Source organism: Planctobacterium marinum (assembly GCF_036322805.1).
Taxonomy (GTDB): Bacteria; Pseudomonadota; Gammaproteobacteria; order Enterobacterales; family Alteromonadaceae; genus Planctobacterium; species Planctobacterium marinum_A.
Window position 1 is genome coordinate 1,690,825 of the sequence record NZ_AP027272.1, and the last position, 15,660, is coordinate 1,706,484.

11 protein-coding genes are annotated in these 15,660 nt (G+C 45.0%); 8 read left to right on the plus strand and 3 right to left on the minus strand.

Annotation, left to right across the window (positions count from 1 at the left end; all coding sequences use genetic code 11):
* Positions 1-289: 289 nt before the first annotated feature.
* Positions 290-1,141 (minus strand): D-hexose-6-phosphate mutarotase, encoded by an 852-nt coding sequence (locus tag AABA75_RS07530; RefSeq protein WP_338291982.1) that lies wholly within the window; start codon positions 1,139-1,141, stop codon positions 290-292.
* 93 nt (positions 1,142-1,234) lie between these two features.
* Positions 1,235-2,230, minus strand: coding sequence for a type I glyceraldehyde-3-phosphate dehydrogenase (gap, locus tag AABA75_RS07535; protein WP_338291983.1), 996 nt, complete (start codon positions 2,228-2,230; stop codon positions 1,235-1,237).
* 383 nt (positions 2,231-2,613) lie between these two features.
* On the opposite strand from gap, the gene malQ reads away from it, so the two are divergent.
* From malQ to msrB, 5 genes are all read left to right on the plus strand, one after another.
* Positions 2,614-4,818: a 4-alpha-glucanotransferase gene (gene malQ / locus AABA75_RS07540; RefSeq protein ID WP_338291984.1), complete on the plus strand. Its 2,205-nt coding sequence runs from the start codon at positions 2,614-2,616 to the stop codon at positions 4,816-4,818.
* A 56-nt stretch (positions 4,819-4,874) separates the two neighbouring features.
* A complete protein-coding gene (gene glgB, locus AABA75_RS07545) occupies positions 4,875-7,064 on the plus strand; it encodes a 1,4-alpha-glucan branching protein GlgB (protein ID WP_338291986.1) in 2,190 nt (729 codons plus the stop codon).
* Entirely contained in the window at positions 7,064-9,130 is a 2,067-nt protein-coding gene (gene glgX, locus AABA75_RS07550) for a glycogen debranching protein GlgX (protein WP_338291987.1), read from the plus strand. The genes glgB and glgX overlap by 1 nt, the downstream gene beginning before the upstream one ends.
* Before the next feature lie 180 nt (positions 9,131-9,310).
* A complete protein-coding gene (gndA, locus tag AABA75_RS07555) occupies positions 9,311-10,837 on the plus strand; it encodes an NADP-dependent phosphogluconate dehydrogenase (RefSeq protein WP_338291988.1) in 1,527 nt (508 codons plus the stop codon).
* A 12-nt stretch (positions 10,838-10,849) separates the two neighbouring features.
* Complete coding sequence (msrB, locus tag AABA75_RS07560) at positions 10,850-11,239, plus strand: peptide-methionine (R)-S-oxide reductase MsrB (protein WP_338291989.1); 390 nt, start codon at positions 10,850-10,852, stop codon at positions 11,237-11,239.
* 111 nt (positions 11,240-11,350) lie between these two features.
* Here the strand turns inward: msrB and AABA75_RS07565 are convergent, their stop codons facing one another.
* The gene (locus tag AABA75_RS07565; RefSeq protein WP_338291990.1) at positions 11,351-12,169 is read right to left on the minus strand and encodes a DUF2989 domain-containing protein; all 819 of its coding nucleotides are present in this window, start codon (positions 12,167-12,169) and stop codon (positions 11,351-11,353) included.
* 199 nt (positions 12,170-12,368) lie between these two features.
* On the opposite strand from AABA75_RS07565, the gene AABA75_RS07570 reads away from it, so the two are divergent.
* From AABA75_RS07570 to AABA75_RS07580, 3 genes are all read left to right on the plus strand, one after another.
* Entirely contained in the window at positions 12,369-13,817 is a 1,449-nt protein-coding gene (locus AABA75_RS07570; protein WP_338294819.1) for a glyceraldehyde-3-phosphate dehydrogenase, read from the plus strand.
* An 89-nt stretch (positions 13,818-13,906) separates the two neighbouring features.
* Complete coding sequence (locus AABA75_RS07575) at positions 13,907-14,410, plus strand: TlpA disulfide reductase family protein (RefSeq protein WP_338291992.1); 504 nt, start codon at positions 13,907-13,909, stop codon at positions 14,408-14,410.
* Positions 14,411-14,503: 93 nt separating this feature from the next.
* Positions 14,504-15,631 carry a M14 family metallopeptidase gene (locus AABA75_RS07580; protein WP_338291994.1) on the plus strand — a complete coding sequence of 376 codons (1,128 nt, stop codon included), beginning with the start codon at positions 14,504-14,506 and terminating at the stop codon, positions 15,629-15,631.
* Positions 15,632-15,660 lie beyond the last annotated feature (29 nt).

The following is a 15,660-nucleotide window of genomic DNA, read 5'->3' on the forward strand; positions in this document are numbered from 1 at the left end:
ATGTGCTATGCCAAAATGTGAATTTGCTTTTGAGAGTTTTTGTTTCGAGTAGGGTGTGTGTTTTAAGCTGTTGAATATTAACAATAAAATTTTAGATTTAGACTTTAGTAGTATGAGTCTTTGGTGGTTGTAAAAATTACCCTCTGAGCAAATGTGAATTTGGTTTTTCAATTTTTTGACGGTGAAGGATTGCCGTATTTTTCAAGAGATTGGAGTGGCAAAGAGGCAGAAATTGCCTCAGTTGGTTAAAAAAACAACTGAGTAAGAGGGGGACTGTTGCCTCAGTTGGTCAAAAAACCAACTGAGTAAGGGTGTGGCTGTTGCCGGGGGCAATGGTCAAAGGGGTAGTGATTGCCGCTTCTACGCAAACAAATTGTTTGAACTCGGCATTTGGAATGTTTGCTATCGAGGTAACGAGCTTCGCACCGGGATTCCACACTACCAAACTGTCGTGACCGTCAGTTTTAATAAAGGTCTCAGCGTCGGGTTCTACAATCGTCACATCACTAGCCCGGGTTTCATGGATCCTATCGGTTTCCCCCTCAAACACATAAACAGCCGGCGCTTCAAAGTTATCAAAATTGCGTGTCTTATCTCGGTATGTACCGGAAATACCGGTTAATTGGGTGTTATCCAGATTCTCGATTTTAAAATAGGTGTGCAACGCTGCGGTAATCTTGAAGGATTTGTTATCAATATTGCTGGTTGTCAGTGACATAGTCAGGTGTTGTCCAATGATCACCTTAAATGACAGTTTCGCCTTGTAAGGAAACCCCGGCAAGCCATTGCTCTCCAATTTAAACAGCAGTTCAGTTTCATTATTTTGGTTATCTGAAATCTGGTCCAGGCTCCACAGCGAACTTCTGGCATAACCATGCGCCGGTAAACCTGTTTGGCCTTCTGGAAACTGGTTGGAAAACCACGGCCAACATATGGGAGTGCCCCCACGAATTGCAGTGTCGCCTTCGAGGCTTGCCATGGGGCTCATCCAGAGGCGCTCACGTGCATCCTGTTTAGGAATAAATGAATATACATGGGCGCCAAATAGCGATATGGACGCAGTGGCCCATGGATTATCAATACTTACAATAACATTGTTTGACTGATTAGTGATTTGACAGTGTTTGGATGTGTTTTGCATAACCTGTTAACTTTAAACTATCTACGAATGAATAAAAAAGGCGACCATCGTCGCCTTTTCAATCTTTTGTTGCTGATATTCAGCGAAGTCTTCTTATTTCGCGATATGAGCTGCCAAGTCTAACACCTTGTTAGAATAGCCGATTTCATTATCGTACCAGGAAACTAACTTAACAAAGGTATCTGTTAGTGCAATGCCGGCTTTGGCATCAAAAATTGATGTACGAACATCACCAACGAAGTCTTGAGAAACGACGGCATCTTCAGTGTAACCCAAGATACCAGCCAGCTCACCTTCAGAAGCTTCTTTTACGGCAGCACAAATTTCATCGTAGCTGGCGGCTTTTGCCAGGTTAACCGTTAAATCAACCACAGAAACATCGGCAGTTGGCACGCGGAATGCCATACCTGTCAGCTTACCATTAAGCGCCGGAATAACTTTGCCAACCGCTTTAGCGGCACCCGTTGATGAAGGAATGATATTTTGATAAGCACCACGACCACCGCGCCAGTCTTTCATGGAAGGGCCGTCAACGGTTTTTTGCGTTGCAGTTGCAGCGTGAACTGTAGTCATCAGGCCATCAACAATACCGAATTTGTCATTGATAACTTTTGCAAGAGGTGCCAAACAGTTAGTTGTGCATGAAGCATTGGATACAATATCTTGACCGGCGTACTCGTTGTGGTTAACGCCCATAACGAACATGGGGGTGGCATCTTTAGAAGGGGCTGACAGAACCACTTTTTTAGCACCTGCTTTGATGTGTGCACGTGCTGTTTCATCTGTTAAGAACAAGCCTGTAGACTCAACCACGACATCGGCAGCGACATCACCCCAAGCAAGGTTGGCCGGATCGCGCTCTGCTGTCACCCTGACAGTTTTGCCATTGACAACAAGGTTGCCTTCTACTACTTCAACTGAACCTTTAAAGCGGCCATGTGTTGAATCATATTTCAACATATATGCCATATACTCGGCGTCTAGCAGGTCGTTGATACCCACTACTTCGATATCGTCTCTTTCACATGCCGCTCTGAATACAAATCGTCCGATTCGGCCAAAACCATTAATACCTATGTTAATTGCCATCAGTTTTCCTCGCGATCCTGTCTAAAATGAAAATAAATTACAGAAATTATGTCGTAATACCGACAATATAGCAAAATAATTTCATTAAATGTTGTTTAATTACGAATTTCTTGGGTGCAAAATACTCACGTTTCATTTATTTTAGTACAGTTAAATGACAAAACAGGGTTGTCGGTAAAGCAAAAAACCTGCTTTGAATACGTTTGCATCGGCTATCGGGACTATTTCGGAACCCAATGAGATGTTGCTAAAATGTAAATCTTTAATGAACTAAGATTTGATGTGTTTTGCGTGCAGGTGTCTGGATAAGAGGATGGCTGCCTTTATAAGATTTGATGAACACATCATTCATCTGTCACTTCAAAATAGGAAGCTAGACCAGCATGAGCTCATCAGTGCTTGAAAAATTAGTCGAAATTCGCGGAATCGAAACCAATTATGTGGATGCTTGGGGGAAACCTGCCATCGTCAGTGATGCCAGTAAGGCAAAATTACTTGAGACCATGGGGTACTCAGTGAGTGACGAGCAAGCGCTGCAATCTGAGTTAAAGGATTTTGTCGCCAATAACTGGATGCAACCCTTGAATCCCGTGCAGGTAAACCGCATCGGTGAGCCGTTGGTTATCGCGCTGCGCTTGCCTATTGAATTGGTTAACGATGACTACACGCTGAAATTCACATTGGAAGATGGCTCCGAGCTTGAACAAGCAATAATCCCAGCTGATGGTGAATTAATTAATGTTGTGCACATCGATGACGTAGAGTTTCAGGAATACATTATCGACGTAAAACACCAGTTACCTTTGGGTTATCACGATGTGCAGTTGTTAGGTGATGATGGCGATAAGATTGCTGATATGCGTCAAATCATCGCCCCCAAAGCGTGTTTTAAACCACAAAATATTGCCAATAATGAAAAAGTCTGGGGCTTGAGTGTTCAGCTTTATTGTGTGCGCAGTGAAACTAACTGGGGCGTCGGGGACTTCTCTGACTTAACCTATTTAATTAAACAAAGCGGTCGCCAAGGTGCTCAGTTCGTTGGTTTGAATCCAATCCATGCTTTGTATCCTGCTGATCCTGAGGCCTGCAGTCCGTATGGCCCGTCATCTCGTCGCTGGTTGAACTTTATCTACATTGACGTTAGCAAGCTGGATGGGTATCAGGACCCATCGGTACAGGAAATTGTTAACGCGCCTGAATTCCAATCAGCCCTACAGCATGTGCGCAACATTGATTATGTGGATTATGAAGCTGTAGTGCAGCTGAAACTCAAAGTGCTTAAAGCCATTTTTGAAGTTCAGTGGCAAAAGTCGTTAAGTAAAAACACCAAGCTCAATAAAGTGTTCAAAGCCTTTATTGAAGAGGGTGGAGAAAGCCTTGCAATGCTCGCTACTTACGATGCCATCCAGGAAAAACTGGCTAATGAAGGCAAGGCATCTTGGGGCTGGCCAGTATTTCCCTCTGAATTGAGTGAGTTCCACAAGCCTGGCGTAGAGAAGTTTAAAAAAGCCAACAACAAAAACGTCAAATTTTACATGTTTTTACAATGGCAAGCGGCACTTCAATTAGATGCGGCGCAATCTACAGCTGTACAGGCTGGAATGAGTATTGGAATTTACCGTGACTTGGCTGTTGGGGTAAGTGAGGGCAGTGCTGAAATCTGGGGCAACCGCGACCTTTACGTAACTGATGCAAGCGTCGGAGCTCCGCCTGATGTACTTGGGCCTTTAGGACAAAATTGGGGCTTACCACCAATGGATCCTGAAACGCTATACCAACAAAAGTATCAGCCAATAATCGATTTGTTTAGTTCTAACATGAAGTCTGCTGGTGCGTTGCGCATCGACCACGTTATGGCGCTATTGCGCTTGTGGTGGGTGCCTAAAGGTGAAAATGCTAAAGCGGGTGGATATGTGTATTATCCGGTTGATGATTTATTGGGCATTCTCGCGCTTGAAAGTTGCCGCAATGAAAACCTGGTGATTGGTGAAGATTTGGGCACAGTGCCCGATGAAATCCGCATTAAATTGGCGGAGAACGGTGTGCACTCTTACCGTGTGTTTTTCTTCGAACAGGCAAAAGACGGTGGTTTCTACTCACCGCATCATTACCCGGTACAGTCTATGTCTACCCTAACAACTCATGATATGCCCACCCTGACTGGATTCTGGCATTGTCTGGATCTGGAAAAGGGTAAAGAGCTGGGTTTGTACCCTAGCGATGAGGTTTTACAGGAGTTGTATAGCAGCCGTCACGAAAACAAACAGCAAATATTAAATACGTTGCACGGTCATTTCTCTATTCCCGATTGGATGGGCCGTCATGTAGAGCAGGTAGCCATGGTGAAAGAGCTTAACCACGGCATGCAATACCACATGGCTAAAGGCAGCAGTGCTCTATTGAGCTTGCAATTAGAAGATTGGTTAGAGATGGACAAGCCAGTGAATATTCCTGGCACCTTTAAAGAATATCCAAATTGGAAACGGAAATTAACCAGAAATCTTGAGCAGATATTTTCTGATCCGGTATTAAATAGTCTAGCCTTAGGGTTAACAGAAACCAGGAAAAAAGCATCCAACAACGATTGAGATGCAGGCGGAGTAACCGCCGCTAAATATCCACAATGAGCAAAGCGGGTAGATGAATGCAATCAGTACAAAAACTTGAAATAGCCAACTGCGGTTCTCCTTTTGAGGTTCTCGGTTTAAAGGAAGAAGAGAAAGGGCAAACTTTAACCGTTTGGAAGCCTGGTGCTAATGCCGTCAGTATTACTGACCTGCGCACTGGAAAATCCTTAGGTAAAATGAAAGCGGAAGGTACCAAGGGGTTATTCAAAGCTGAGTTAGAAAGTGCTGAACTATTGGTTTACTCGCTGGAAATTACAACTGCTGAAGGGGACTATTCGCAAATAGATCCATACCAGTTTCAGGAACAAGCTTACCACGCAGTGCACTTCGTTGATCATCAACCTGAGAACGTTTATAACCAGTTAGGTGCACAAGTTATTGAACTGGATGTGGGGCTGGATAAACCGGTCTCAGGTACTCGATTTGCCGTTTATGCGCCTAACGCCTCATCCGTAGCCTTGGTAGGGGATTTCAACTGGTGGAATGGCTCATCACACCCGATGCAACGCACCAGCATGGGCTACTGGGTCTTGTTTGTACCGGGTGTTGATGCCGGTGTTAAGTATAAATTCCAGGTGAAAGACAGTCATGGCAATGACTTGCCACATAAAGCCGATCCCGTTGGTTTTCAGGCTGAACAATATCCTTCTCATGCATCGGTTGTGTATGATCACGATGCCTATCAATGGCAAGATGATGCCTGGATGAAGCGCGACATGGGCAATGTATACGAAAAGCCCATGAGTGTTTATGAAGTGCATTTAGGATCCTGGCGCAAGAACACCGATGAAAATGGCCAGCTGACTTATCTATCTTACAAGGAGCTTTCAGAAAAGCTGATCCCTTATGTCAAAGAGATGGGTTATACCCATTTGGAAGTGTTGCCTGTGCATGAGCATCCGTTTGATGGTTCGTGGGGGTATCAACCCGTTGGTATGTTCGCACCCACCAGTCGCTTTGGCGATCCGGATGACTTTAAGTATTTCGTGGATCAATGTCACCAAAATGATATCGCCATTATTATAGATTGGGTGCCTGCGCACTTTCCGGAAGACGGTCATGGCCTTGCCAGATTTGATGGTACCCATGTATACGAATACGAAGATCCACGCAAAGGTTGGCATCCGGATTGGAATTCTTGCATCTATGATTTTGGTAAGGATACGGTGAGGCAATTCCTGGTGGCAAATGCCTTGTACTGGGTAGATAAGTTTCATATCGATGGCTTACGCGTTGATGCGGTGGCGTCCATGTTGTATCTCGATTATTCGAGAAATGATGGTGAGTGGATACCGAATGTGGATGGTGGCAATAAAAATTATGAAGCCATCAGCTTGTTGCAATGGATGAACCGTGAGGTGTATCAAAAGCATCCTCATGCCATCACAATTGCTGAAGAGTCTACTTCCTTCCCCAAAGTATCACGACCTATCTATGACGGTGGTTTAGGCTTTGGTTTTAAGTGGAACATGGGCTGGATGCACGACACCTTGCATTATATTGCGAAAGACCCTGCCTATCGTCGCTACCATCACAATGAAATCACTTTCAGTATGGTTTACGCCTTCGATGAAAACTTTGTCTTACCCATTTCTCATGATGAGGTAGTGCATGGCAAAGGCTCGTTATTGAGAAAAATGCCTGGTGATGAATGGCAACAGGCTGCTAATCTGCGTCTATATGCTGCGTTTATGTATGCGCACCCTGGCAAAAAGCTTAATTTTATGGGCAACGAAATCGCTCAATCTGCTGAATGGAATCACGACTCTTCCATTAATTGGCACTTGCTCGATTACGATAAGCACAAAGGTATTCAGAGCCTGTATCGGGATCTAAATCACCTCTACAAAGACGAACCTGCCTTACACGAGCAAGATTGTCATCATGAAGGCTTTGAATGGATAGACCATCACAATTCTGAACAGAGCATTTTATCTTTCGTCAGAAAGTCAAAAGAAGGCAAAGAAAAAGTCTATGTCGTGAGTAATTTCACGCCTATTCCCAGAGAGCATTTCAGGCTGGGAGTGTTGGACGCAGGGGATTACGAACTACTGTTATCGTCTGATGATGAAAACTACTGGGGTAGCGGTTTTGACTGTGTCAAAAAGGTCAAAGCCGATGCGCAACCACACAACGACAGAGAATTTTCAGTGTCCTTGTCATTACCGCCACTGGCAACCTTGTATATCAGGTTTAAATCCTCCTGATGTCGGCAATTGAATGGCGAGTTGAAGAGGGGTGTCCTCTGCCCATGGGGGCGACACTTAAAGCCGGTGGTTGTAACTTTGCCTTGCACGCTCCAGAAGCGCAGGCGGTGCACTTGTGTTTATTTGATAATCATGAAGTTCAGGTAGCCGAAATTGCACTGCCTAAAAAATCCGGCAAGGTATGGCATGGTTTTTTACCGGGCATTAAAGCGGGTCAGCTTTACGGTTTCCGACTTTATGGTGAAGAGCAGCCCAAGTTAGGTTTGTGCTTCAACCCTGACAAATTGCTGATAGACCCCTATGCCAGACGATTGAACCGCCCTTTGTTCTGGAATAAACAACAGTATCAGGGCGACAGTCAGGCCATGATGCCAAAGTGCGTGGTTATCGAGGATGATTTTGATTGGCAAGGAGATGCTAAACCCGGTCATCAACTGGCAGACGTAGTTTTATATGAAACTCACGTGAAAGGTTTGACTCAGCTGCATCCTGGTGTACCAAAAGATCTGCGAGGCACTTATCTGGGCGCATGTAGTCGCCCTGTGATAAAGCATCTGAAAGAACTCGGAATAACAGCCGTGCAGTTTTTGCCGGTTATGACCTCAATGCCCGAACCTTTTATCACAGAAAAAGGGCTCACAAACTATTGGGGCTACAACACCATTAACTATTTTGCACCGGATGCAAGATATGCCATTGACGATCCTGTCTCAGAATTTAAAACCATGGTTAAAACCCTCCATCAGGCGGGCATCGAAGTCATCCTGGATGTGGTCTACAACCATACCGCCGAAAGCGGTGATGGAGGGCCAACGCTGTCCTTTAAAGGCATCGATAATTCAGCCTTTTATCTGTTTGATATTAACGAACACGGGGCCGTAGATTTTAGTCAATACAGCAATAATTCAGGATGCGGTAATAGTGTCGATGTTTCTCACCCTTATGCGATGCGTTTGGTCATGGACTCCTTGCGTTATTGGGTGGCTGAAATGGGGGTTGATGGCTTCCGTTTTGATTTAGCGGCAAGTCTGGGACGAGATCCCCATGAATTTTCTGCCTCATCAGGTTTTTTCCGGGCATTACGCCAGGACCCTGTGTTACAGCATGTTAAACTGATTGCTGAGCCGTGGGATATTGGACACGGTGGCTACAGGCTTGGTCACTTCCCCAGTAACTGGCAAGAGTGTAATGACAAATATCGCGACAATGTCAGAGCGTTCTGGCGCGGTGATAAAGGCTTAACCAGTGAATTCGCTACGCGATTATTGGGCTCTCGCGATATCTTCAAAAAGGGCCATCGCTCAATTCACTCTTCGGTGAACTTTGTCTCCTACCACGATGGCTTTACGTTGCACGATTTAGTGACTTATCGCGAAAAACACAATGAAGCGAACGGAGAACAAAATCGCGATGGTCACGGCCATAATGTCTCTGAAAATTATGGCGTAGAGGGGGAAACCCGAAAACCAGCTGTTGTGGAGCTGCGAGAACGACAAAAGCGCAATATGTTTGCGACACTACTGTTGTCCCAGGGCATTCCGCACTTGCTAGGTGGTGATGAACTGAGTCGCACACAGCAGGGCAATAACAACGCTTATTGTCAGGACAATGATATAAGCTGGTATAACTGGAAATTAAACGAGCGTAAAAAAGATTTCCTGGCTTTTTGTCAACACGTGGTGGCATTGCGTTCAAATAGTGTGTTATTGCGCAACCTCAATCTGGAAGACGATAGCTATAGCAATCGCCATAATGTGATCAGTGTCGGTTGGTATCGACCTGATGGCCGACGCAAAGTGGAAGATGATTGGCACGATGCCGACAATCAGGCTTTTGCTGTCGAGTTGTTGGGGGGCGATCAGTCAGATGAACATTGGTTATTGTTGTTCAATGCCAGTGATCATGATGTCAGCTATTGTCTGCCAGAAATTCCCACAAATACCGGCTGGCGACTACAACTAGATACGCGCTACAGTAAACTTAAGGATATGCCGGAAATTTCGGTTACTGGTCAGTTTTTGCAGTCTGATAAGAGTATCAGTGTTTTCCGTAAGCGAAGAAAATAGCTCCAACCGGCAGTGTCACTTGCCTGCCACTGAAACTTTACAGTACTTTATGACAACCTCTGGCTGCAAATGCAGCCAGTAAGAGTTATAATGCAACGCCATACACCGCCACTTTCAATAGCACCTCTTTAAGAACACGTTCATCATCGGGTGCATCTAATTATTAGGAATGTTCAGAATATGTCTGATTCGCTTTGTAATATTGGGTTTATTGGCTTGGGTGTCATGGGGAAAAACCTGACACTGAATCTCGCTGATCACGGTTTTAAAATCGCTTGTTTTGATTTAGACAGTAGCAAAATAGACGACCTTATCGCTACCGATAAGCAAGAAAACCCGGATGGCGAATCCCGCATAGTAGGTTGTTATTCCTACACAGAGTTATTACAAAAGCTGACCGCTCCTCATCTTATTATTTTGTCAGTGCCCGCTGGTGAGCCGGTTGATCATGTTTGCCATCATTTAATTGATGCCGGCATTGAAGCAGATGATATCGTCATTGATACGGGCAACAGTTTGTGGACAGATTCAGTTGCCAGAGAGCAAAAATACAAAGGTAAATTCATCTTTTTCTCTACCGCAGTTTCCGGTGGTGAAGTGGGCGCGCGGTTTGGTCCGTCTTTGATGCCGTCAGGGGATCCTTACGCCTGGACTCGAATAGAGCCCGTATTTACCGCAATTGCCGCGAAAGTTGATCCAGACACAGGCAAACCTATCGAATCCAATGTGCCAGGCAAGCCGGTCAAAGGTGGCGAGTCCTGTGCTACCTATATCGGTCCTATTGGCGCAGGCCACTATGTGAAAATGGTACACAACGGCATCGAATATGCCGATATGCAGTTGATTTGCGAAGCCTATGACCTAATGCGTACCGGACTTGGGATGAGTACCGCCGAGATTGCAGATATCTTTCGTCAGTGGAATGGCGGCATACTCAATAGTTATCTTATTGAGATCAGCGCAGAAGTACTCTCAAAAGTAGATGATGACACTCAAAAACCACTGGTGGATTTGATCATGGACAAGGCCGGGCAAAAGGGCACAGGCCTTTGGACGGCAGTAAGCGCATTACAAGTCGGAGCACCTACACAAACCATCGCTCAAGCGGTATTTGCCAGAAGCCTTTCAAGCCTTAAAAGCGAGCGTGTGGCCGCTGCAAAAATTCTTTCCGGACCACAGACTGTGACTGTCGCAGAATCGGACAAGCAGGAAGCCATTGATGCATTGAGAGATGCCCTGTATTGCTCCAAAATTTGTTCTTATGCGCAGGGATTCCAACTAATGGCAATGGCTGCTAAAGAGCACGGTTGGAAATTGGATTTTGCTGAGATAGCTAAAATTTGGCGAGCGGGTTGCATTATTCGCGCGGTCTTTTTGCAGTCTATTACTAATGCTTACGAACGTGATGATGAACTAGCAAACCTGTTGCTAGACCCGTTTTTTGCCGAGCAATTGACCAACCTGCAAGGTAGCTGGCGTAAAACCATCGCAGAGGCAACCTTGATGGGCATCCCTTGTGCAGCCATGTCTTCTGCTTTAAATTATTTTGATTCATATCGACGTGAGACGTTGCCTGCCAACTTATTGCAAGGTCAAAGAGATTATTTTGGTGCTCATACCTATGAGCGCGTCGACAGTGTACCCGGTAAGAAGTTTCATACAGAATGGAGTATGCCCGGACAGCCCCAAATAAAAATTAAGCGTTAGGTTGTTATAATTATGAAACTGACAGAACAACAATGGCGAGAAAAGCTTACTCCCGAGGAGTACCGGGTTTGCCGTGAAAAAGGTACAGAGAGACCTTTTACGGGGGAACTTTTGAGTGTTAACGATAAAGGTGAGTACCTTTGCAAGTGTTGTGGGAATTTGTTGTTTCTGTCAGATCATAAGTTTGATGCTGGATGCGGTTGGCCTTCATTCTATGAAGAGGCCAAAGAGGGCAATGTCGGCTATCACGAAGACTTAAGTCACGGAATGCAGCGCATTGAGATTGTCTGTAACCATTGTGATGCTCACTTAGGACACGTTTTTCCGGACGGTCCTGCGCCAACAGGTAAAAGGTATTGTTTGAATTCGATTTCGCTGTCTTTTAAGCCCGAAGATTCCTGATATTTACACCCTGTACAGATATATATACATTCAAGTTATAATTTAGAAGAAAAATTATTTTTGTAATTCTCTTTCAATATCATTCTTCCATTTGCTGTCACTAACGAAACCTTAATAAACGAATGGTTTGTGCTCTGGCGCAACAAACTTCCCGGAACGAATGTCGCTGATATAGTCATCAGCAATGTCTTCAAGCTTGCCAGGGTTTTTACCAACTTGTCTTACCAGTGCTTCAATTTGAGCTAAATCCAGCTCTGTAACGTCATATCTTTTCGCTATGTAAGCCCATACATAAGCACGAGGGAAGCGTTCTTGTTTGAGGAAAATCGTAGATAAACTATAGAAAATTTCCGGGTCAACCGTGTCGCCAGATTCGTATAGTTCCAGGGCGTGGTACAGTAAATTTACGGTGCGGTCCAGATCTCGTTTTACATAGTACTCGGCTAATTTTACTTGTAAGTCGGGTTTCTCCAGCGCACCCGTCGCTTCGAGCCCTAGAAAGTCCACCAGAGACTCTTCGCGGCCAAATCTAGACCAATGGTAATGTAGCAGGTAGGGATCTTTTGACTCTTCAGTGTCTCTTGCCAATTGGGCTAACTGCCGACGCGCGGTGATCACGCCTTTCATTCTATCGCTTTTCTTTTCTTTTTGTTTTATGTGCTCGATTTGCGCAGCCTTGCTGACACACACTTTATAATCTTCAAACTGGAGTAGCAGCTTGTACTTAAGTTGATCGGAGGGTTGCTGTAGGTTGGCATAGCGAGTGCGAATAATTTCTGCCTTTTCCTGACGGCAGTGGGCATCGGAATTGAGGTCATTACACATTTGCGGGTAGTCACGGCAGATTTGCGATATGGTTTTCTCACCAAAAAACATGTCGCCACAACCAGAAAGGAGCAAAATAGCTGAAACTAAGAAAAATAAACGCATTGAAGATGATACCTTTGGTGGAAAATTACTAACAAAAACCAGCAATTTCCGCTCTGAACCCTTATTCCTGAAAATTTAACACAATTTTGTGCAAAGCATACCTTCCCATAAAATAGCCGCCCTTCAAGTTATAAGCAATGTTAAACCGGAAGAAATCGGTTATAGCGATTTTTTCATGACCACGAGGTAAATGACTAAAATGAATCAACAGTTAGAGCAGGCGTTATTAGATAGTTGGCAGGAACGTCAGGAATACGCGGAACAAATGTTGCCTTTAATGGGCAAACTGTACCGTGATTTTGCTGTTGAAATAACCGTTTTCGGTAAGCCGCTGATGGGCGCCAGTGTCATTGATATTATCAAGGCACATCGCAGCGTTCGTTTACACAAAGAAGAAAAACTAAAAGTTAGATACAGCTTTGCTGTGCTGGAAGCTTTGGCCGGTATGACGTTGGCTCCGGCAAAGATTGACATTGGCAAGCTTGCTTATGGTTTCTTCCACGAAGAAAGAGCTGCTGATCTTGATATGAAAGGCTATCTGACTCGTGAGTTGGAAGGTGTTGCCGGTTGCGTAGACAATCACGCACCGCAAGATGTAGTGCTCTACGGTTTCGGTCGAATCGGTCGTATCATGGCCAGATTGCTAATCGAAAGACAAGGTAAGAATAATAAATTGCGGTTACGCGCTATAGTTGTGCGCGGCGGTAAAGACGGCGACCTCGAAAAGCGTGCCAGCTTATTACGTCGTGATTCTGTACACGGCCCATTCAATGGTAGCATTACCGTTGATCACGAGCGTAATGCGCTTAAAGCCAACGGTTCGTTTATCCAGGTGATTTATGCCAACAGCCCGGAAGAAGTAGATTACGAGCAATACGGTATCAAAAACGCATTAGTGGTGGACAATACCGGTGTCTGGCGTGACAGAGATGGTTTGTCTAAGCATTTAGAGTCTAAAGGGGTTGCCAAAGTTCTTCTAACTGCACCGGGCAAAGGTGATATTAAAAACATTGTTTATGGCGTAAACCATGACGATATCGAGGCCGCTGACCAAATCATGTCTGCCGCTTCATGTACCACTAATGCAATTACGCCGGTACTTAAAGCGTTGGACGAAAAATACGGTATTCGCAATGGTCATGTGGAAACTGTGCATTCATACACTAATGACCAGAACTTGATTGATAACTTCCACAAAGCTGAGCGCCGTGGTCGCAGTGCTTCTCTGAACATGGTTATCACTGAGACTGGTGCAGCTAAAGCCGTGTCTAAAGCCTATCCTAAATTGGCAGGGAAACTGACGGGTAACGCTATTCGCGTTCCAACTCCCAACGTTTCACTGGCGATTTTGAATTTGAATCTGGAAAATCCAACCAGCAAAGAAGAGATCAATGAGTATCTGAAAGAAGCGGCTTTGCGCTCTGATCTGCAAGATCAAATTGACTACACCGCTTCTACTGAAATCGTATCCACGGATTTAGTGGGTTCACGCGCCGCATCTGTTGTGGATTCACAAGCGACGATCACTTCTGATGATCGCGTAACCTTGTACGTTTGGTATGACAACGAATTTGGTTACACTTGCCAGGTAGTGCGTGTTGCACAAAAAATGGCAGGTTTGTCTTTCGAGAACGTACCTAACTGGTAATCACAGAGCAAATTTACAGTGCTTGAAATAAAAACCCGGCTTGCCGGGTTTTTTGTTATTTATCTTTCTAGATTTGGTACTTTACCCAGATGAAATTAAGCAAACCTATGCGTTGGGCGCTGGAAGCGTTGATCTTTCTACTTGTTATCTATGGCATCTCGCGTTGGCAGTCGCGAGAAATGTTGCCCTCTGATGGCAGTGAAATGGCAACCCCCATGACACTTGTCACCCTTGAAGGTGATACGCAATCTCTGTTTCAACCCGGCCAGCGAACTCTTGTGTATTTTTGGGCACCCTGGTGCCGTGTTTGTGCGCTGAGTATCGATAGTTTACAAAATGTCGAAAATGACAAGCTACGGGTGGTTACTGTAGCGATGGATTTTGATTCAATTGAGGCTGTGACTGAGTTTGTCCAGAACCATCAAGTAACGGCTCCTGTGATGTTGGGTAACCAGCAACTCAGTGATGTATTTCAGATCCAAGGCTATCCAAGTTATTACTTGTTGGATGAGCAGGGCAGTATTGTTGCTAAGAGCATCGGGCTTAATACCTCCATTGGTATTAAGCTAAATGATTGGTTATCCCGGATATAAACGATTGTGCCGCAGTTATAGCCCGGTTTTACTTGGGCTTGCGGAGGCTTTTGTGCTAGATTATTCCGCGTTTAAATTCCGGGAATAATTATAATGAGAATTAGTGCCAACTTTGACAGTGGCAATATCAAGGTGATTCGACAAGATGCACCTGATGATATCGAACTTCAGTTAAACAAAGACAATAATTCTGAATTCGCCCAGTGGTTTCACTTTTGTCTGGAAACTATGCCGTTTCAGGCCCACACTCTTAAACTTACCGGGTTAAAAGACTCAGCTTATCCTGATGCTTGGGACGGTTATCAAGCGGTTGCGTCCTACGATAGAGAGACTTGGTTTCGAGTAGATTCCGAATTTGATGAAGGCACACTTACCATTGAGTTTACTCCCGAGAATCAATTTACCTGGTTCGCCTACTTTGCTCCATATAGTTACGACCGACACCTGGATTTAGTCGCCTGGGCACAAGCACAATCCAGTTGCAATGCTGCATTTTTAGGCCATACCCTGGATGGTCGCGATATGACAATGCTGACCATTGGCGAAGAAGACGAAGGAAAACTCAAAGTCTGGATAACCGCCAGGCAACACCCCGGCGAGACCATGGCCGAATGGTTTGTGGAAGGCATGTTAGAGCGACTGCTCAACGAGGACGACGCAATGTGTCAGGCATTGTTAGAGCGCTGCGTTTTTTACGTTATCCCCAATATGAACCCGGATGGTTCTGCGCGAGGACATCTGCGCACCAATGCCAATGGTGTTAATCTCAACCGCGTTTGGCACGACCCACAGGAAATTAGCGAACCAGAAGTGTTTTATGTGCTTAACCAAATGCGCGAAACGGGTGTCGATCTTTATCTCGATATTCACGGTGATGAAGCAATCCCATACAACTTCATAGCCGGTTGTGAGGGGAACCCCGGATTCGATGAGCGTATGGAACAACTGGAGGCGAAGTTTAGTGAGATCTTGCTGACAGTAACGGCAGAGTTTCAGGTGGAGCAGGGCTATCCCAAAGATGCACCGGGTGAGGCCAATATGACCGTCGCATCCAATGCCGTGGGCAGTTATTTCAATTGCCTGGCGCTGACTGTTGAAATGCCGTTCAAAGACAATGATAAATTGCCTGATCCGCTATATGGCTGGAGCCCGGAACGCAGTAAGCGTTTTGGCGAAGATATGTTAACGGCGATTTTCAATATCAAACAACAATTAAGATAAATCTAAATACATAACTATAAAAACGGAAC

Excerpts from the sequence above, each read along its gene's own strand:
- AABA75_RS07530 (WP_338291982.1), bottom strand. The coding sequence starts at position 1,141 with ATGCAAAACACATCCAAACACTGTCAAATCACTAATCAGTCAAACAAT.
- gap (WP_338291983.1), bottom strand. The coding sequence starts at position 2,230 with ATGGCAATTAACATAGGTATTAATGGTTTTGGCCGAATCGGACGATTT.
- malQ (WP_338291984.1), top strand. The coding sequence starts at position 2,614 with ATGAGCTCATCAGTGCTTGAAAAATTAGTCGAAATTCGCGGAATCGAA.
- glgB (WP_338291986.1), top strand. The coding sequence starts at position 4,875 with ATGCAATCAGTACAAAAACTTGAAATAGCCAACTGCGGTTCTCCTTTT.
- glgX (WP_338291987.1), top strand. The coding sequence starts at position 7,064 with ATGTCGGCAATTGAATGGCGAGTTGAAGAGGGGTGTCCTCTGCCCATG.
- gndA (WP_338291988.1), top strand. The coding sequence starts at position 9,311 with ATGTCTGATTCGCTTTGTAATATTGGGTTTATTGGCTTGGGTGTCATG.
- msrB (WP_338291989.1), top strand. The coding sequence starts at position 10,850 with ATGAAACTGACAGAACAACAATGGCGAGAAAAGCTTACTCCCGAGGAG.
- AABA75_RS07565 (WP_338291990.1), bottom strand. The coding sequence starts at position 12,169 with ATGCGTTTATTTTTCTTAGTTTCAGCTATTTTGCTCCTTTCTGGTTGT.
- AABA75_RS07570 (WP_338294819.1), top strand. The coding sequence starts at position 12,369 with ATGAATCAACAGTTAGAGCAGGCGTTATTAGATAGTTGGCAGGAACGT.
- AABA75_RS07575 (WP_338291992.1), top strand. The coding sequence starts at position 13,907 with ATGAAATTAAGCAAACCTATGCGTTGGGCGCTGGAAGCGTTGATCTTT.
- AABA75_RS07580 (WP_338291994.1), top strand. The coding sequence starts at position 14,504 with ATGAGAATTAGTGCCAACTTTGACAGTGGCAATATCAAGGTGATTCGA.